Origin of the sequence: Novosphingobium sp. ZW T3_23 (assembly GCF_044987305.1) — a bacterium.
Taxonomy (GTDB): Bacteria; Pseudomonadota; Alphaproteobacteria; order Sphingomonadales; family Sphingomonadaceae; genus Novosphingobium.
On the sequence record NZ_JBJDRF010000011.1, the window covers coordinates 64776 to 82743 of the forward strand.

A 17968-nucleotide genomic window follows, 5' to 3' on the forward strand; every position below is an offset into this window, starting at 1 on the left:
CGCCCCCTGCGTGTTATCCTGAAAGCATGGCTGGGGAACACAGGATCATCGCGTTCGGCGCGAACAGCAGCGAAGACAGTTCGGATCTTGCTTCGAACGGAAAATCGGAACACCGCATGGACGAAACCCTGGCGCTCGCCCGCTCACCGCAGGACGGCGGAGAAGACATTTCGGAAGACGCATGGCGCAGCGCGTGGGTCGCCACGGACGAGCCCGCCACGGCCTTGCAGTCCCGCGAATGGCTGGCGCCGGTCCTGGCCGGCTCCGTCGCCCTGGCCTGGACCGCGTTCTTCGTCTATGCACATGTGGCTGCCGAGGCTGCACCGATCGGCCTTGAAGCGCTTCCCGCAATGATCGCGCAATGGGCCGTGCCCATCGCGCTGATCGGCGTGGTCTGGCTGCTGGCGCTGCGAAACAGCAGCCGCGAGGGCCGGCGTTTCGGCAATATCGCACGCACCCTTGCAAGCGAATCCGCGCAACTCGAGGCCCGTCTCGTCACGGTCAATCGAGAACTCAGCCTTGCCCGAGAGTTCGTCGCCGCCCAGTCGCGCGATCTTGAGACACTCGGACGCCTGGCCGCCGAGCGGTTGTCCTCGAATGCCGAACGATTGCAGGATCTCATTCGAGACAATGGGTCACGCGTCGAATCGATCAGCGGCGTCAGCCAGGCCGCGCTCGACAATATGGAGAAGCTGCGTAGCCAACTTCCCGTCATCGCCAGTTCGGCCAAGGACGTCACCAACAATATCGGCAATGCCGGCCGCGCTGCCCATGTCCAGCTGGAAGACATGATCAATGGCTTCAACCGGCTCAACGAATATGGATCCGCCAGCGAGCGGCAGGTCGGGCAATTGCGCCAGTCTGTCGAAGGCGCCCTCGCAGAGATCCATGATCGCAGCGAACAGATCGGCGCCCTTGCCGAGACGCGTTTCGCGGCACTCGCCGAACGCGGCAGCGCTTTTCGCACGGAGCTGGACGGTCACGAAACCGCCGCGCTCGCGTCCCTCCGCTCCCGCGCCGGTATTCTGGAAGCCGAGATCAGCAACACCAGGGCTCAGCTTGACCTCCATGAGGAAGAAAGCCTCACTTCGTTGCGTGCCCGACTGGTCGCGCTGCGCGAGGAAAGCGATGTCGTTTCGCGCGCGCTCCGCGATGGCGAGGGCCGGGCTGCCGAGGCATGGCGGCAGGCGCTCGATGAAATCCACGGGGAACAGGCTGAGATCGCGCGGGGCATAGCCCAGACCCAGGAGGCGACGGTTTCCGCGCTGCGCGGCAGCCTTAACGTCATCGGCAGTGATGCCGAGGCACTGGACCGCGCAATTTCAGAGCGCCGGGAAAAACTGGCTGCCGAAACCGGCGAGCGCCAGGCCCGTCAGGCCGAGCAGGAGCGTCACGCGCTTGCCCGCATCGATCAGATGCTGGGAGACCTCGACAACGCCGTGGCCGAGCGCCTCGAACGGCATCGCCTCCAGGCCGCGGCCTTGAACGAGCGCGCCGCCGCGGTGACGGCGGAACTCGGCGATTACGAGGCACGGTTCGCGGCCATCGCCAATAGCAGCGAAACGCTCGAAGCGCGCCTGCGCGACAGTCTTGCGTCCCTGAGCGAGCGCCTGACCGCCGCGCGGGCAACCATGGCCGCCACCGATGGGGATGCCGAGAAGCTCACCGAAACCAGCGTGCGTCTGCTGGAACTCATCCAAGGCAGCGCACGCTACGCCCATCACGAACTGCCTGAAGCGCTCGCGGTGTCCGAAGGCCGCCTGGAGCGGCTGCAGTCCGGAATTACGACGGTGCTCGACGCTCTTGCCCAATCGGCGCGCAGCGGAGAGGAACTTGCGGAAGGCGTGGAGACTTCAGGCAACAATCTGAAGGATTTCGCAGACGAGCTTTCCGCCATGCACTCGGACCTTTCCGAACATGGCGCAGCGCATGCCAAGCTGCTCCAGGTGTTGCATACCTCGCTTACCGATATCGATGCCGCGACCGAGGCTGCAGCCGGCCGTGCGCGGAACGAACTGCGTGAAGCGATCGCAGCCCTTGGCGTGACGATCGATGAATCCGTGACTGCGATCGAAACCGATAGCGCCGCGCGCATCGCCAGGGTTGCCGAAAGCCTGGGCACGGAAAGCGCGCAGGCCATAGACCGATCGATGCGTACGCGCGTCGCGGAAGTGACCGGTCAGCTGGATCAGGCCGTCGCCCATGCTTCAGGCGCTACGCGCGAGGCGACGATCCAGCTTCGAGAACAGCTTTCCAAGGTGGACGACCTCGTCGGCAATCTCGAAAAGCGCGTCTCGCAGGCCCGCGAGAAGGCCGAGGAGCAAGTCGACAACGATTTCGCGCGCCGTGTCGCACTGATCACCGAGGCGCTCAACTCGAACGCGATCGACATAACCTCGGCCCTTTCCAGCGAAGTCTCCGACACCGCCTGGGCCTCTTACCTGCGAGGGGACCGCGGAATATTCACCCGGCGCGCGGTGTCACTGCTGGATGCCGGGGAAATCAAGTCTATCCAGCAGCTGTTCGAACGCGATGATACCTTCCGCGAGCATGTCAGCCGCTACATCCACGACTTCGAATCGATCCTGAGGCAGGTGCTCTCCACCCGCGACGGCAACGCACTGGGCGTGACCCTGCTCTCCTCCGACATGGGCAAGCTCTACGTCGCCCTGGCACAAGGGATCGAACGGCTGCGAAGCTGATCGACAGCGGCCGACATATCACAAGAAAAGAGGCCCGCCTTTGCAAAGGCGGGCCTCTTTTTTGTTTCAGTATCCGAGGTCTTCGACCGGCGGCTTTCCGAAGAAATTGAGATCGCCGACCGTGATCCACTGCTCGGCGTAGTTCGCGTAGTAGAGCCCGAACAGCACCACCGCCAGAACGGTGGCGCGCCGGGCGATCATCCGGGGGCGGAAATTGACCGGGGCGCTGTCGGCATGGCCTTTCTCGACCTTGTATCCTTCCACCTCGCTGGGGGTACGCAGGCCGAACGGCATGACCAGGAAGGCGCTCAAGACCCAGAACAGGCCGTAGATCGCCACCATCGAGGTCCATTGCATCGCCATTGCCGTCAATCCTCCAGCAGCATCACCTGCACTTGCGGTTTCTTGCCCGACCAGCGCGTGGCGGCGCGGCGAGCGGCAAGGCGAGCTGCTTCGACACGTACTTCGCGGTCGGACTTCTTGGCACGGCCCAGCGCATCGGCGACATCGCGCTGCGCCTCCTCGACGAACTTCGCGTAATCCTCGTCGAGCGGCAGGCCGATCGCCGCCACCTGAACATGCCCCTTGCGGTCTGCCGCGACCGAAACCACGCCGTTGAACGCGATGCGGCGGCGCATGACCATGGCATCGCCATCGGCGGGGGCGATGATATCACCGTCGAGGATCAGGCGGCCCGAATGAACCTCTCCGAACTTGCCGGGCTTGCCGGGCGCAAGACGGACGAGATCGCCGTTCTTCTGGAACACCGCATTCGGAATGCCGCTTTCCAGCCCAAGCCTGGCCTGTTCGCGCATGTGACGAATCTCGCCATGAACCGGCAGCAGGGTTTCCGGCCGCAGCCAACCATAGAGCGCGACCAGTTCCGGGCGTCCGGGATGGCCGGAAACGTGGATCATGCTCTGGCGGTCGGTGACGATGACGATCCCGGCGTCCGACAGGCGATTCTGGATGCGCCCGATCGGGATTTCGTTGCCGGGAATCTGCCGGCTAGAAAACAGGACGACATCGCCCTTCTCCAGCTTGATCGGGTGATTACCATCGGAAATGCGAGAGAGCGCCGCGCGCGGCTCGCCCTGCCCGCCGGTGGCGACGATCAGCACTTCGCCGCGCGGCAGGTCCATCGCCGTCTCGACATCCACCAGTTCGGGCAACTTCTTGAGATAGCCGCTTGCCTGCCCGGTCTCGATGATGCGGTCGAGCGAGCGCCCGGCCACGCAGAGCTTGCGGTTGGTCTTGCGCGCCACTTCCCCCAGCGTCTGGAGACGGGCGACGTTCGAGGCGAAAGTCGTTACCAGCACGCGCCGGCCGCGATGCTTCTTCACTTCTTCCAGCAGCCCGCGATAGACTTCGCCTTCGCTACCCGACGCCTCCGGGTTGAACACGTTGGTGGAATCGCAGACGAGCGCCAACACACCCTCGTCACCGATCGCCGTGAGTTCAGCCTTGGTCGCCGGGGTACCGACTTGCGGCTCGTCGTCGAGCTTCCAGTCGCCGGTGTGGAAGATCCGGCCGAACGGCGTATCGATCAGCAGCGCGTTGCCCTCGGCAATCGAGTGCGCCAGCGGCACGTAGCGAATGCCGAAAGGCCCGAGTTCGAAGCGGTCGAGGTGGTCGATGACGATCAGTTCGACCTGATCGAGAATGCCCGCTTCTTCCAGCTTCGCGGCCACCAGACGTGCGGTGAACGGCGTGGCATAGATCGGAACGTCGAGTTCCTGGGCAAAATACGGCACCGCGCCGATGTGATCCTCGTGCGCATGGGTGAGCACGATACCGAGCAGGTTCTCCCGCTCGCCTTCGATGAAATCGAGATCGGCGAAGACCAGATCGACGCCGGGATATTCGTTCATGCCGAAAGTCATGCCCAAGTCGACCATCAGCCATTTACCCTGGCAGCCGTAGAGATTGACGTTCATGCCAATCTCGCCCGAGCCCCCGAGCGCACAAAACAGCAGTTCGTTACCTGGAATCACGTCTTCGATGCCCTTTCGGCAAGAATGGCGAGGCCTTCGAGCGTCAGGTCGGGATCGACCGCGTCGAAAATATCGGAAGCCTCGTCGAACAATACGGCCAGCCCGCCGGTCGCGATGACCTTGGCGGGGCGCCCGATTTCGGCGCGCATGCGGGCGATCAGACCCTCCATCATCGCCACATAGCCCCAGAACACGCCGATCAGCATCTGGTCTTCGGTGTTGCGGCCGATCACGCTCTTGCTGGCGGGAACGGCGATGGCGATGCGTGGCAGCTTGGCGGTATTGCCCACCAGCGCGTCCAGCGAGAGGTTGATGCCTGGCGCGATGATGCCGCCCTTGTAGGCACCGTTGTAGTCTACCACGTCGAAAGTCGTCGCGGTGCCGAAATCGACCACGATCAGATCACCGCCATGGCGTTCATGCGCGGCGATGGCATTGACCGCCCGGTCCGCGCCCAGCGACTTGGGCTGGTCCACGTCGATATCGATGGCGTAGTCCGCCTTGCCGACGCCGGCCACGAGCGGCTCCACGTCGAAATAATGACGGCAAAGTATTTCCAGGTTGTGGAGCGCGCGCGGCACTACCGTGGAGATGATAATCCGGTCTATCTCGTCCGCCGCGACGCCGCGGATCGAGAGAAGCTGCATGAGCCAGACCGCATACTCGTCGCCCGTGCGGCGCGGATCGGTGGCGATGCGCCAGCGACCACGCAAGGTGCGGCCCTCGAACAGCGCGAAGACGACATTGGTGTTGCCGGCATCGATGGCAAGCAGCATGGAATTTCCTTCAGGCGAGCGAAACGTCACCGGCGTGGACGACACGTAGGGACCCGTCGGCCAGACGCAAGCGCAATGCTCCGTCCGGGTCAAGCCCGGCGAAGGTGCCAGGCACCAGCCCTTCCTCGTCCAAGGTGACCAGCAGCGGCGTTCCCTGAGGGTGCGCATGGCGCGTCCATGCGGCCAGCGTCGCGGCAAGCCCTTCCTGGCGCCACTGGACAAGGCGGTGCGTGAGACAGCTCGCGAGCCTTTCAAGAACGGCCTGTGCGTCGTTATCGTTATCGGGGTTTGCCGCAAGGAGTGAGGTGGTTGCGCGGTCGGGAAGATCGGGCGCGCTCACAACGTTCACGCCGATGCCGATGATGACATGATCGCCCGCGCGTTCCAGCAGGATGCCGCAAATCTTGGCGCCGCCGACCAGAACATCGTTCGGCCACTTCAGCTGGCAGTCAGCCCCGGACGGCAATTGCGACTGCATCAGGTCGTAGACGGCCAGTGCCGCAACGAATGCCAGCGTATGGACCGAAGGATCGTCCGCCCTCAGCGCAACGACAGTGCTGGCGTAGAGATTGCCTTCCGGCGAGGACCATTGGCGACCGCGGCGACCGCGTCCGGCGCTCTGCCTTACGGCGCGCAGCCAGAACCCTTCCGCGAGGCCCTCCCCGGCGCCGAGGCGCCGGGAAAGGTCCGCGTTGGTCGAAGCGGTCTCTTCGACGACCTCTATCAAAGGCCGGAGTAGAGTGCGGCCGCAGCCGTCTCGGTCAGGTGGCCAAGCCACTTGGTAAGCAGGAAGCCGAGCGGCGAGATGAACACGCACGACAGCACCAGGATCAACTTGTGCCAGACGTCGCTTTCACCCTTCACCACGTCAGCCGGTTCGTCGAAATAGACGACCTTGACGACCTTCAGGTAGTAGAAAGCGCCGATCACCGAAGCAGCGAAACCGATGGCTGCCAGAGCGATCATGCCGCCGTCCACGGCTGCCTTGAAGACCAGGAACTTGCCCCAGAAGCCGAACATCGGCGGGATACCGGCAAGGCTGAACATGACCATGGCGAGTGCCAGGGCGAGGCCCGGACGCGTGCGCGACAGACCGGCCATCTTGGCGAGATCCTCGACCGGGTTTCCGTCAGCGTCCTTCATCATCAGGATCACCGCGAAACCGCCTGCTGACATCGCTACGTAGATCGCGAGGTAGAACAGCATGGCCGAGACGCCCTGCGGCGTTGCCACCGCGAGACCGACGAGCATGAAGCCGACGTTGTTGATCGACGAATAGGCCATCAGGCGCTTGATGTTGGTCTGGCCGATGGCACCGAGAGCACCGACGACGATCGAGGCGAGCGCGGCGAAGACCACGATCTGCTGCCAGGCAGCGGCCTGGTCGCCGAAGGCCTCGATGGCGACGCGCATGGTCAGGGCCATGGCGGCAACCTTCGGAGCCGTCGCGAAGAGCGTGGTCACCGGGGTGGGTGCGCCCTCGTAGACGTCGGGGGTCCACATGTGGAACGGAACTGCGCTGATCTTGAAGGCAAGACCGGCGAAGACGAAGACGATGCCGAACAGAGCGCCGTTCGAGAGGCCCTGTGCCATTGAGGCACTGATACCCGCAAACGAGGTCGTGCCTGCGAAGCCATAGGTCAGGCTCATGCCGAAGAGCAGGATGCCCGAAGCCAGCGCGCCCAGTACGAAGTACTTGAGGCCCGCTTCGGCCGAACGCCCATCGGTACGCAGGAACGCCGCCAGGACATAAGCCGCGAGCGAGTTCATCTCGAGGCCGATGTAGAGCGTCAGCAAGTCGGTGGCCGAAACCATCATGCCCATGCCGATCGAAGCCAGCAGCACGAGGACCGGGTACTCGGCCCGCATCGCCCTGAAGCGGTCGAAGTAGGCCGGAGCCACCACCAGCGACACCGCCGCCGAGAGATAGATCAGAATCTTGGCATAGGACGCGAATGCGTCGGCACGGTACTGGCCGAAGAAGGCCGAAGTTTCGGCACCCATCGCGCCGCCGCAAAGCGCGGGAGCGACCAGGATGCCGGCGGCGACGAGCGCTGCCACGGCGAGAACGGAGATCAACTTCGCCGCCTTGTCACCGCCCCAGGCGGCGACAAGGAGCAAGACCAGGCTTGCGACGCTAAGCGTTTCTTCCGGCGCGATAAGGCGCAGTGACTGTGACCAGTCCATCAGTGTGCCCCCTCATGCGCGGCTGCTTCTTCATGTGCAGGCTTTTCCTTGCCCATGGCCAACTTGGCGTCTCCTTCCGGCTTTGCGCGAGCGAGCCGGGCGTCGAGCGCGGCGATGTCCGCGCGCATCGGAGCAATGAAGCTCTCGGGATAGACGCCCATCCACAGCACCGCGAGGCCGAGCGGGATCACCATCAGGTATTCACGCAGGTCGAGGTCGGCCATGGCGGCGGCATCGGCATTCTTCTGGTCGCCAAAGACGACACGGCGATAGAGGTAGAGCATGTAGGCAGCGCCCAGGATGATGCCGGTGGTGCAGATCAGCGCCGCCCAGCTCGAAACCTGGTAGATACCGCCGAGGCTCAGGAATTCGCCGACGAAACCGCTGGTGCCCGGAAGGCCGATCGAGGCCATCGTGAAGAGCAGGAAGAACAGCGCGTAACGCGGCATGTTGATGGCAAGACCGCCGTAACGGCTGATCTCACGGGTGTGCAGGCGGTCGTAGATGATGCCGACGCAGAGGAACAGCGCGCCCGAAACCAGGCCGTGGCTTAGCATGACCAGCATCGAGCCTTCGAGGCCCTGCACGTTGAAGGCGAAGAGACCGATGGTCACGACAGCCATGTGGGCGACCGACGAATAGGCGATCAGCTTCTTCATGTCGTCCTGCACCAGCGCGATAAGCGAGGTGATGACGACGGCGGCCATCGACAGGCCCCAGACCAGCGGCGCGAAGTAGGCTGAGGCTTCGGGGAACATCGGCAGCGAGAAGCGGATGAAGCCGTAGCCACCCATCTTCAGCAGCACGCCCGCCAGGATCACCGAGCCTGCGGTCGGCGCCTGAACGTGCGCTGCCGGAAGCCAGGTGTGGACCGGCCACATCGGCATCTTCACCGCGAAGCTGGCGAAGAAGGCGAGCCACAGCCAGGTCTGGACCTGCGGGTCGAAGTCATAGTTCATGAGCGTCGGGACGAAGGTCGTGCCGGCGGTGTGGACCATCCACAGCATCGCCACGAGCATAAGCACCGAGCCGAGCAGCGTGTAGAGGAAGAACTTGTACGAGGCGTAGATGCGATCCGCGCCGCCCCAGATGCCGATGATCAGGTACATCGGGATGAGGCCGGCTTCGAAGAACATGTAGAACAGGAAGATATCCTGGGCCGTAAAGACGCCGATCATCAGCGTTTCAACGAGCAGGAAGGCAGCCATGTATTCGCCCACGCGCTTCTCGATCGAGTTCCAGCTCGCACCGATGCAGATCGGCATGAGGAAGACGGAAAGCTCGATCAGGAGCAGTGCGATGCCGTCGATACCGAGGGCGTAGGAGAAGCCCGAGAACAGCTCGTACCGTTCCTGGAACTGCCACTGCGCACCGCCGACATCGAAGTTGAGCCAGAGGACGATGCCAAGGGCAAGGTTCGCAAGGGTGGCAAGAAGCGCCACCATGCGTGCCGATTTGGCATCAAGGTAGAGACATGCCAGTGCCGCCGCGAGCGGCACCAGCAACATCAGACTGAGGATCGGAAAACCACTCATCATCTTATCCCGCGATCACCCAGCTGATGGCGCCGACAAGGCCCAGCAGCATGACAAGAGCGTAGCTGTACAGATAGCCCGACTGGACCTTCTGCGCGTAAGTCGAACCCCTGGCGACGACCCAGGCGGCACCGTCGGGACCGAACTTGTCGATCACGCCGATATCCAGGACCTTCCAGAACACCTTGCCGAGCCAGAAGGCCGGGCGGACGAAGATGTTGTGGTAGAGTTCGTCGAACATCCACTTGCGGAACACGAAGGTGTAGACCGGTCCGAGTTGCTCGGCGACTGCCTTGGGGAACGAGAGGTTCTTGATGTAGCCGTACCATGCGATCAGCAGGCCCAGCGACATCACCGTGAACGGAGCCCACTTCACCCAGGTCGGAACGCCGTGCATCGCGTGGATCAGGTGTTCGTGGAACACCAGGGCGCCCTTCCAGAATTCGCCGGTCCCTTCCGAGACGAAGGCGTGGTTGAAGACGAAGCCCGCAGCGACGGCGCCGACAGCAAGGATCAGCAGCGGCAGCAGCATGACCAGCGGGCTTTCGTGCGGATGGTATCCGCCCGTGCCGTCGCCGTGCTGCGTGTAGTCCGGGCCGCGCGAACCGAGTTCAGGTGCGGCATGGGCATGCGCATCGTCGGCATGATCGTCGTGAGCATGGGCATGATCGTCATGACCGTGATCATCGTGACCATGACTGTGCGCATCGTGACCGTCCGCATCGTGAACGGCGTGCTGGATATGCTCCGACTGGATCCAGCGCGGCTTGCCGAAGAAGGTCAGGAAGACCAGACGCCAGGAGTAGAAGCTGGTCATCAGCGCGGCGGCGATGCCCATCCAGAAGGCGAAACCGCCCACTGCCGTGCCCGAACCGAAGGCTGCTTCGAGGATCGCGTCCTTCGAGTAGAAGCCCGCAAAGCCCACAAAGCCCGCGATACCGACGCCGGTGATGGCCAGCGTACCCGCCGTCATCGTCCAGAACGTGATCGGGATGTGCTTACGCAGCGCGCCGTAGAAGCGCATGTCCTGTTCGTGGTGCATCGCATGGATGACCGAGCCGGCACCGAGGAACAGCAGCGCCTTGAAGAACGCGTGCGTGAACAGGTGGAACATGGCCGCGCCATAGGCGCCGACGCCGGTGGCGAAGAACATGTAGCCGAGCTGCGAGCAGGTCGAATAGGCGATGACGCGCTTGATGTCCCACTGCGTGCAGCCGACGGTGGCGGCGAAGAAGCAGGTGCAGGCGCCGATGAAGGCGATGAAGTGCATCGCCGTCTCGCTGGTTTCGAACAGCGGCGACAGGCGGCAGACCATGAAGACGCCTGCGGTGACCATCGTGGCCGCGTGGATCAGCGCCGAAACCGGGGTAGGGCCTTCCATCGCGTCCGGAAGCCAAGTGTGCAGGCCGAGCTGCGCCGACTTGCCCATCGCACCGATGAACAGGAGGATGCAGATTACAGTCATAGTGTCGAAGCGGTGGCCGAGGAAGCCGATCGTCGAATTGGCCATGCTGGGCGCGTCGGCCAGGATCTCGGGGATCGAGACGGTGCCGAACACCAGGAAGCAGCCGAAGATGCCGAGCATGAAGCCAAGGTCACCGACGCGGTTGACCACGAAGGCCTTGATCGCGGCGGCACCGGCCGAAGGCTTGCGGAACCAGAAGCCGATCAGCAGGTACGAGGCCAGGCCCACGCCTTCCCAACCGAAGAACATCTGTACCAGGTTGTCCGCGGTCACCAGCATGAGCATGGCGAAAGTGAACAGCGACAGGTACGCGAAGAAGCGCGGCTGATCCGGCTCCTCGCTCATGTAGCCCCAGGAATAGAGGTGAACGAGCGCGGAAACCGAAGTGACCACCACGAGCATGACCGCCGTGAGCGAATCCACCCGCAGCGACCAGTCCCACGTCATGGCGCCCGACTGGACCCACTTGAGGACCGGCACGACGCTGGCTTCGGCGTTTCCGGTGAGGAAACCGATGAAGATCGGCCAGCTCAGCGCACAGGCAACGAACAGCGCGCCGGTCGTCAGGACCTTTGCGGGAACGTTGCCCAGCTGCTTGTTGCCCAGCCCGGCGATAATCGCTGCCAGTAATGGCAGGAAGACGATGAATAGGATCGGGTGCAAGGCCTTATCCCTTCATCCGGTTGACGTCGTCGACAGCGATGCTGCCGCGTCCGCGGAAATAGATCACGAGGATTGCGAGCCCCACTGCGGCCTCGCCGGCAGCGACCGTCAGCACGAACATCGCAAAGATCTGGCCCGTGAGGTCGTGCAGGAACGCGCTGAACGCGACGAGGTTGATGTTGACCGCAAGCAGGATCAGTTCGATCGCCATGAGCAGAACGATGACGTTCTTGCGGTTCAGGAAAATGCCGAGGACGCCGAGCACGAAGAGGATCGAGCTCACGACCACGTAATGTTCGACGCCGATCACAGCGAAACCCCCTTGCCCACTTCGGGCTTGACGTTGACGGTCGCCTCTTCGGGACGGCGCGCGACCTGCTTGCTGACCTTCTGGCCGCGCGTGTCACCACGCTGGCGATGGGTCAGAACGATGGCGCCAACCATCGCGACGAGCAGGATCAGGCCGGCCGCTTCGAACAGGAACAGGTAGCGGCTGTACATCAGGCCGCCGATAGCCTCGATGTTCGAAGCTCCGGCCGGGGTAGCCGCCGTACCGTCGGGCGTGCCGAGGTTCAGGGCGCCGGCCTTGTAGGCACCGATGCCGAGCACCATCTCGGCGAGCAGAACGACAGCTACCAGCATACCGAGCGGGAAGTTCTTGATGAAGCCTGCGCGCAGTTCGGCGAAATCGATGTCGAGCATCATGACGACGAAGAGGAACAGCACCGCGACCGCGCCTACGTAGACGATGATCAGCAGCATGGCGATGAACTCGGCGCCGGTGAGCATCATGAGCCCGGCGGCGTTGAAGAACGCCAGGATCAGGAACAGCACCGAATGCACCGGGTTGCGGGAAAGGATGGTGGCCGCCGCCGAAGCGATCGTCAGCACCGCGAAGAGGTAGAAGGCGAAAGTCTGGATCATGTCCGCGGCCCCCTATCGGTACGGTGCATCGGCTTCAAGGTTCGCGGCGATAGCCCGCTCCCACTTGTCCCCGTTCGCCAGCAGCTTGGCTTTGTCATAGAGCAGTTCTTCGCGCGTTTCGGTCGCATATTCGAAGTTCGGCCCCTCGACGATGGCGTCCACCGGGCAGGCTTCCTGGCAGAAGCCGCAGTAGATACACTTCGTCATGTCGATGTCGTAGCGCGTGGTGCGGCGCGAACCGTCGACACGCGGTGCGGCTTCGATCGTGATCGCCTGCGCCGGGCAGATCGCCTCGCACAACTTGCAGGCGATGCAGCGCTCCTCGCCGTTGGGATAACGGCGAAGGGCATGCTCACCACGGAAGCGCGGCGAAAGCGGGTTCTTCTCGAAGGGGTAGTTGATCGTCGCCTTGGGCTTGAAGAAATACTTCAAGGTCAGCCAGTGCGCCTTCACGAACTCCCAGAGCGTGAAGCTCTTTATGAGTTGTCCGACGGTCATTGGAAGTGTCCGGTAGCCATGAGGTAGCCGCTGACGATTACGACGAACAGCAGCGATACGGGCAGGAAGACCTTCCAGCCCAGGCGCATCAGCTGGTCATAGCGATACCGCGGAACGGTGGCCTTCACCCAGCTGAACACGAAGAAGAAGAAGAGGATCTTGAGCAGGAACCAAACGAAGCCCGGCACGAGATAGAGAACGGGAATATCGAGCGGCGGCAGCCAGCCACCCCAGAACAGCGTCGCGTTAAGCGCGCACATCAGGAGCACGTTGGCATACTCGCCCAGCCAGTAGGCAGCGAAGGCCATCGACGAATATTCGGTCTGGTAACCGGCGACGAGTTCCGATTCCGCTTCGGCAAGGTCGAAGGGAGCGCGCTGCGTTTCGGCGAGGCTCGAAATCAGGAACATCACCCACATCGGGAACAGCAGCGGGTTCGCGACGAAACCGTTGATGATGCCGAAGACGTGGCCCTTCTGCGCCCAGACGATGTCGTTCATGTTGAACGTGCCCGCCCAGAGAACGACGCAGATCAGGATGAAGCCGATAGAGACTTCATAGGAGATCATCTGCGCCGAGGCGCGCATCGCCGAGAAGAACGGGTACTTCGAGTTCGAAGCCCAGCCCGCCATGATCGTACCGTAGACACCCAGCGAGCTGATCGCGAGGATGTAGAGCAGCCCGATGTTGATGTCGGCCAGGATCGCGCCCGAGTTGAACGGGATGACCGCCCAGGACAGCAGCGCCAGCGTGAAGGTCACGATCGGCGCGATCAGGAACAGGCCCTTGTTCGCCGCCGAGGGAATGATGGTTTCCTGAAGGAAGACCTTCAGGCCATCCGCGAAGGACTGAAGCAGGCCGAACGGGCCGACCACGTTGGGACCGCGGCGAAGCGCCATGGCAGCCCAGATCTTGCGGTCGACATAGATGATCATCGCCACGGCAAGCATCAGCGGCAGCGCGATGAGCAGGATGCCGCAGATCGTGGACACGAACCATGCCCACTCGTAGCTCATCCCGAGTGTCTGGAAGAAAGCGGTCATTCCGCGGCCTCCGCCAGGTCTTCACCGTGAAGAAGTTCGGCCGAGCAGCGCTGCATGACGGCGCTCGCACGGGCGATCGGGTTGGTCATGTAGAAGTCCTTGATCGGATAGGCGATCTGGCCGGAAGCGGAACCGCCACCGTTCGGCAGAACGCTCCCGTAATCGGCAAGACCTTCGCTGCCAAGTGCAGGAACTTCCGCGATCATTGCGTTTCGCAGCTGATCGAAGGTGTCGAAACCGACAGTCACGCCGAAGGCATCCGCGAGCGCGCGCAGGATCGTCCAGTCTTCACGGGCATCGCCCGGTGCGAAAACGGCCTTGTCCGCCCACTGCACGCGACCCTCGGTGTTGACGTAGGTGCCCGCCTTCTCGGTATAGGCCGAAGCCGGCAGGATCACGTCGGCCGCGTGGGCGCCCTTGTCGCCGTGGTGGCCGATGTAGACGATCATCGAACCGGCGAACTGGGTGTAGTCCACTTCGTCGGCGCCGAGCGCGATGAGAACCTTGGGCTTGGCCGCGACGAGGTCGGCGATGCCGCCCTTCTGCGCGTAGCCGAGCATCAGGCCGCCCATCCGGGCCGCCGCCATGTGGAGGACGTTGAAGCCATTCCACTTGGTGCCGTCTTCGAGACCGCGAACGAGGTTGAACTGCGCAGCGAGCGCAAGACCCGCTTCCAGACCGCCACGGCCGAGGGCCGCACCGCCGAGGATGACGGCCGGACGCTTGGCGTTCGACAGCGCATCAAGGGCGTTCTGCGGCAGATTGCCGAGAACCGAGAGATCTTCGCCCAGGAATTCGCCGCCGAACGTGGTTTCCCACTCGGGACCGACGAGGAACACCTTGGCGCCGCGCTTCACCGCCTTGCGCAGGCGGACGTTGAGAAGCGGTGCTTCCCAACGCACGTTGCTGCCGGCGATCAGGATCGCATCGGCGGTCTCGATACCCGAGAAGGTCGTGTTGAAGTTGACCGCCGCGAGGCTGTCCGTCGCATAGTCCATCCCGGTCTGGCGACCTTCGATGAGCGTCGAACCGAGCACGCCCGCCAGCTTCTTGGCAGCGAACATCGTTTCGCAATCGACCATGTCGCCAGCGACGACAGCGATCGAATTGCCCGGGTTCAGCGTGGCGATGGCGGCGAAGGCCTCGTTCCAGCTGGCCGCGACGAGCTTGCCGTCACGGCGCAGGAAGGGCTTGTCGAGACGGCGCTTGGTAAGCCCGTCGACCATGTAGCGCGCCTTGTCGCTGATCCATTCCTCGTTGACGTCATCGTTGTTACGAGGAAGCACGCGCAGCACTTCGCGGCCGCGCGCATCGATGCGGATGTTGGCGCCGGTGGCGTCCGACACGTCGATGCCCAGCGTCTTCTTGAGTTCCCAGGGACGGGCCTCGAACGCGTAGGGACGCGAGGTAAGCGCACCGACCGGGCACAAGTCGATCACGTTGGCCGACATCTCGTGCTTCGCAGCATGTTCGAGATAGGTCGTGATCTGCATGTTCTCGCCGCGATAGAGCGCGCCGATCTCGTCCACGCCGGCGATCTCTTCCGAGAAACGCACGCAGCGGGTGCAGTGGATGCAGCGCGTCATCTGGGTCTTGATGAGCGGGCCCATGTACTTTTCAGTGACCGCGCGCTTGTTTTCGTCATAGCGCGAAGCGCCGCGACCATAGGCAACCGACTGGTCCTGAAGGTCGCACTCGCCGCCCTGATCGCAGATCGGGCAGTCGAGCGGGTGGTTGATGAGGAGGAACTCCATCACCCCTTCCCGCGCCTTCTTGACCATTTCGGAATCCGTGCGGATCTCCTGGCCTTCAGTGGCCGGAAGCGCACAGGAAGCCTGGGGCTTCGGCGGTCCGGGCTTCACTTCGACCAGGCACATGCGGCAGTTGCCGGCGATGCTCAGGCGTTCGTGATAGCAGAAGCGCGGGATTTCCTTGCCGGCAAGCTCGCAGGCCTGCAGCACGGTTGCGCCGTTGGGGACGTCGATCTCGACGCCGTCGACTTTGACCTTGGGCATTACTCGGCAGCCTCGCGGACGTTATCTGCGATCCGGCGCTCAAGCTCCGGACGGAAGTGCTTGATCAGGCCCTGGATCGGCCACGCCGCAGCGTCGCCCAGAGCGCAGATGGTGTGGCCTTCGACCTGCTTGGTCACCTGTTGCAGCATGTCGATTTCCTCGACTTCCGCGTCGCCGGTGCGCAGGCGCTCCATCACGCGCCACATCCAGCCCGTGCCTTCGCGGCAAGGGGTGCACTGGCCGCAGGATTCGTGCTTGTAGAAGTACGAGATGCGGCTGATGGCGCGGACGATGTCGGTGGACTTGTCCATGACGATGACAGCGGCGGTACCGAGGCCCGAGCCGACTGCCTTGAGGCCGTCGAAGTCCATCGGCGCGTCCCAGATGTCGGCCGCCGGAACCAGGGGAACCGACGAACCGCCGGGGATCACCGCCAGCAGGTTGTCCTTGCCGCCGCGAATGCCGCCGCAGTGACGCTCGATCAGCTCGCTGAACGGGATCGACATCTCTTCCTCGACCACGCAGGGACGGTTCACGTGCCCGCTGATCTGGAAGAGCTTGGTGCCCTTGTTGTTCTCGCGGCCGAAGCTGGAGAACCACGCGGCGCCGCGGCGCAGGATCGTCGGCGCGACGGCGATCGACTCGACGTTGTTGACCGTGGTCGGGCAGCCGTAGAGGCCTGCGCCCGCCGGGAACGGCGGCTTCAGGCGGGGCTGGCCCTTCTTGCCTTCGAGGCTTTCGATCATCGCGGTTTCTTCGCCGCAGATGTAGGCGCCGGCGCCGCGGTGGACGAAGACGTCGAAATCGTAGCCCGAACCGCAGGCGTTCTTGCCGAGAAGGCCGGCCGCGTAGGCCTCTTCACGGGCCGCGAACAGCGTCTCCGCCTCGCGGATATATTCGCCGCGAATGTAGATGTAGGCCGCGCGCGCACCCATGGCGAAGCCCGCGACGAGCGCGCCTTCGAACAGCAGGTGCGGATCGTGGCGCATGATCTCGCGATCCTTGCACGAACCCGGTTCGGATTCGTCCGCGTTGATCACGAGGAAGCTGGGCTTCGGGTTGCCGGCTTGGTCGAGCGGCGGCTGCTTGGGCATGAAGGACCACTTCATGCCGGTGGGGAAGCCCGCACCGCCGCGACCACGCAGGCCCGAGGCCTTCATCTCGTCGATGATGGCGTCACGGCCGCGCTCGATCAGCGCCTTGGTGTTGTCCCAGGCGCCGCGCGCCTGCGCTTCCTTCAGGTTCCACGGCTGATAGCCGTAGAGGTTGGTGAAGATGCGATCCTTATCGAGGAGAGCCATTACCACTCACTCCGATAGTCATGGTTTTCGGTGATCATGGCCGCCAGGTTGGTAGGCTCGCCCACCGGTTCCACGGTGTGACGGGCGGGATCCTGGGTGCCGGCCTTGGGCGTTTCACCACGGGCCAGCGCGTCGAGCACCGCGTTCAGGCGGTCAGACGTGAGGTCTTCGTAGTTGTCGTCGTTGATCTGGACCATCGGTGCCGAGGCGCAGTTGCCCATGCACTCGACCTCGGTGAACGACCACAAGCCGTCTTCCGAGATATGGCCCTTCTTCATCCCGCGCGACTTGCAGGTTTCCAGCAGGTCGTCCGAGCCGCGCAGCATGCAGGGCGTCGTGCCGCAGACCTGCACATGGAACCGGCCGATCGGCGCGATGTTGTACATCGTGTAGAACGAGGCGACCTCGACCACGCGGATAACCGGCATGTCGAGATAGGTGGCGATATATTCCATCACCGGGATCGGCAGCCAGCCCTGCGTGTTCAGCTCGGCACCGACCTGGCGCTGGGCCAGATCGAGCAGCGGCATCACGGCCGAGCGCTGGCGCCCTGCGGGATAGCGGGACACCACGTCCTTCGCCTTTTCGGCGTTCTCGGCGGTCCAGGCGAAATTGCCCCAACGGGCCCGAAGTTCGGGCGAGTCGGGTTCGATATAGCGGTCAGCCATGCTTACCCCTGCGCTTCAGCCACTGGTCCTGGCCGAAAAGAAACAATTCGAAACCGCCGATCGCGGTCACCAGCATCGGCAGCAAGGCCGTGGGCTGGAGATCGAGATAGACGGCGGCGAAGTACCAAACCGCCAGGGCCACGCCGGTGACGGCGGCCCAGATGCGGGTCAGTTCGAGCGTGTTGAACTTCATCGGA

Annotated in this window: 16 protein-coding genes; 1 reads left to right on the forward strand and 15 read right to left on the reverse strand. The window is 63.5% G+C overall.

Translation table 11 applies throughout. The annotated features are described in order from the left end of the window. The first annotated feature begins 26 nt into the window (after positions 1-26). Positions 27-2702, forward strand: a complete 2676-nt coding sequence (locus tag ACI3K3_RS08700) for an ATPase (RefSeq protein WP_404913200.1) — start codon at positions 27-29, stop codon at positions 2700-2702. Positions 2703-2768: 66 nt separating this feature from the next. Here the strand turns inward: ACI3K3_RS08700 and ACI3K3_RS08705 are convergent, their stop codons facing one another. From ACI3K3_RS08705 to ACI3K3_RS08775, 15 genes are read right to left on the reverse strand one after another with little or no spacing between them, the layout of a single operon-like run. Further along, positions 2769-3059, reverse strand: coding sequence for a DUF1467 family protein (locus ACI3K3_RS08705; protein ID WP_404913237.1), 291 nt, complete (start codon positions 3057-3059; stop codon positions 2769-2771). Positions 3060-3070: 11 nt separating this feature from the next. Beyond that, entirely contained in the window at positions 3071-4696 is a 1626-nt protein-coding gene (locus tag ACI3K3_RS08710) for a ribonuclease J (RefSeq protein ID WP_404913201.1), read from the reverse strand. Beyond that, the gene (locus tag ACI3K3_RS08715; RefSeq protein WP_404913202.1) at positions 4693-5472 is read right to left on the reverse strand and encodes a type III pantothenate kinase; all 780 of its coding nucleotides are present in this window, start codon (positions 5470-5472) and stop codon (positions 4693-4695) included. Before ACI3K3_RS08715 ends, ACI3K3_RS08710 begins: the two co-directional genes overlap by 4 nt. 10 nt (positions 5473-5482) lie before the next feature. Further along, the gene (locus tag ACI3K3_RS08720) at positions 5483-6199 is read right to left on the reverse strand and encodes a biotin--[acetyl-CoA-carboxylase] ligase (protein WP_404913203.1); all 717 of its coding nucleotides are present in this window, start codon (positions 6197-6199) and stop codon (positions 5483-5485) included. Beyond that, positions 6196-7659, reverse strand: a complete 1464-nt coding sequence (gene nuoN / locus ACI3K3_RS08725; protein WP_404913204.1) for an NADH-quinone oxidoreductase subunit NuoN — start codon at positions 7657-7659, stop codon at positions 6196-6198. Before nuoN ends, ACI3K3_RS08720 begins: the two co-directional genes overlap by 4 nt. Continuing rightward, positions 7659-9194 carry an NADH-quinone oxidoreductase subunit M gene (locus tag ACI3K3_RS08730; protein ID WP_404913205.1) on the reverse strand — a complete coding sequence of 512 codons (1536 nt, stop codon included), beginning with the start codon at positions 9192-9194 and terminating at the stop codon, positions 7659-7661. Before ACI3K3_RS08730 ends, nuoN begins: the two co-directional genes overlap by 1 nt. A 4-nt stretch (positions 9195-9198) precedes the next feature. Continuing rightward, positions 9199-11322, reverse strand: coding sequence for an NADH-quinone oxidoreductase subunit L (gene nuoL, locus ACI3K3_RS08735; RefSeq protein ID WP_404913206.1), 2124 nt, complete (start codon positions 11320-11322; stop codon positions 9199-9201). Between the two features lie 4 nt (positions 11323-11326). Beyond that, the gene (gene nuoK, locus ACI3K3_RS08740; protein ID WP_054437643.1) at positions 11327-11632 is read right to left on the reverse strand and encodes an NADH-quinone oxidoreductase subunit NuoK; all 306 of its coding nucleotides are present in this window, start codon (positions 11630-11632) and stop codon (positions 11327-11329) included. Further along, on the reverse strand, positions 11629-12246 hold the full coding sequence (locus ACI3K3_RS08745; protein ID WP_313441227.1) for an NADH-quinone oxidoreductase subunit J: 618 nt from the start codon (positions 12244-12246) through the stop codon (positions 11629-11631). The genes nuoK and ACI3K3_RS08745 overlap by 4 nt, the downstream gene beginning before the upstream one ends. Positions 12247-12258: 12 nt before the next feature. Continuing rightward, positions 12259-12744, reverse strand: coding sequence for an NADH-quinone oxidoreductase subunit NuoI (gene nuoI, locus ACI3K3_RS08750; RefSeq protein ID WP_132262574.1), 486 nt, complete (start codon positions 12742-12744; stop codon positions 12259-12261). Further along, positions 12741-13787: an NADH-quinone oxidoreductase subunit NuoH gene (gene nuoH, locus ACI3K3_RS08755; protein ID WP_313441229.1), complete on the reverse strand. Its 1047-nt coding sequence runs from the start codon at positions 13785-13787 to the stop codon at positions 12741-12743. The genes nuoI and nuoH overlap by 4 nt, the downstream gene beginning before the upstream one ends. Then, positions 13784-15802, reverse strand: coding sequence for an NADH-quinone oxidoreductase subunit NuoG (gene nuoG, locus ACI3K3_RS08760; RefSeq protein ID WP_404913207.1), 2019 nt, complete (start codon positions 15800-15802; stop codon positions 13784-13786). The genes nuoH and nuoG overlap by 4 nt, the downstream gene beginning before the upstream one ends. Then, positions 15802-17103: an NADH-quinone oxidoreductase subunit NuoF gene (gene nuoF, locus ACI3K3_RS08765; RefSeq protein ID WP_159830242.1), complete on the reverse strand. Its 1302-nt coding sequence runs from the start codon at positions 17101-17103 to the stop codon at positions 15802-15804. The genes nuoG and nuoF overlap by 1 nt, the downstream gene beginning before the upstream one ends. Further along, a complete protein-coding gene (locus ACI3K3_RS08770; protein ID WP_404913208.1) occupies positions 17103-17771 on the reverse strand; it encodes a complex I 24 kDa subunit family protein in 669 nt (222 codons plus the stop codon). The genes nuoF and ACI3K3_RS08770 overlap by 1 nt, the downstream gene beginning before the upstream one ends. Then, on the reverse strand, positions 17764-17964 hold the full coding sequence (locus tag ACI3K3_RS08775; RefSeq protein ID WP_313441237.1) for a hypothetical protein: 201 nt from the start codon (positions 17962-17964) through the stop codon (positions 17764-17766). The genes ACI3K3_RS08770 and ACI3K3_RS08775 overlap by 8 nt, the downstream gene beginning before the upstream one ends. Positions 17965-17968 lie beyond the last annotated feature (4 nt).

Excerpts from the sequence above, each read along its gene's own strand:
- ACI3K3_RS08700 (WP_404913200.1), top strand. The coding sequence starts at position 27 with ATGGCTGGGGAACACAGGATCATCGCGTTCGGCGCGAACAGCAGCGAA.
- ACI3K3_RS08705 (WP_404913237.1), bottom strand. The coding sequence starts at position 3,059 with ATGCAATGGACCTCGATGGTGGCGATCTACGGCCTGTTCTGGGTCTTG.
- ACI3K3_RS08715 (WP_404913202.1), bottom strand. The coding sequence starts at position 5,472 with ATGCTGCTTGCCATCGATGCCGGCAACACCAATGTCGTCTTCGCGCTG.
- nuoN (WP_404913204.1), bottom strand. The coding sequence starts at position 7,659 with ATGGACTGGTCACAGTCACTGCGCCTTATCGCGCCGGAAGAAACGCTT.
- ACI3K3_RS08730 (WP_404913205.1), bottom strand. The coding sequence starts at position 9,194 with ATGAGTGGTTTTCCGATCCTCAGTCTGATGTTGCTGGTGCCGCTCGCG.
- ACI3K3_RS08745 (WP_313441227.1), bottom strand. The coding sequence starts at position 12,246 with ATGATCCAGACTTTCGCCTTCTACCTCTTCGCGGTGCTGACGATCGCT.
- nuoI (WP_132262574.1), bottom strand. The coding sequence starts at position 12,744 with ATGACCGTCGGACAACTCATAAAGAGCTTCACGCTCTGGGAGTTCGTG.
- nuoH (WP_313441229.1), bottom strand. The coding sequence starts at position 13,787 with ATGACCGCTTTCTTCCAGACACTCGGGATGAGCTACGAGTGGGCATGG.
- nuoG (WP_404913207.1), bottom strand. The coding sequence starts at position 15,802 with ATGCCCAAGGTCAAAGTCGACGGCGTCGAGATCGACGTCCCCAACGGC.
- nuoF (WP_159830242.1), bottom strand. The coding sequence starts at position 17,103 with ATGGCTCTCCTCGATAAGGATCGCATCTTCACCAACCTCTACGGCTAT.
- ACI3K3_RS08770 (WP_404913208.1), bottom strand. The coding sequence starts at position 17,771 with ATGGCTGACCGCTATATCGAACCCGACTCGCCCGAACTTCGGGCCCGT.
- ACI3K3_RS08775 (WP_313441237.1), bottom strand. The coding sequence starts at position 17,964 with ATGAAGTTCAACACGCTCGAACTGACCCGCATCTGGGCCGCCGTCACC.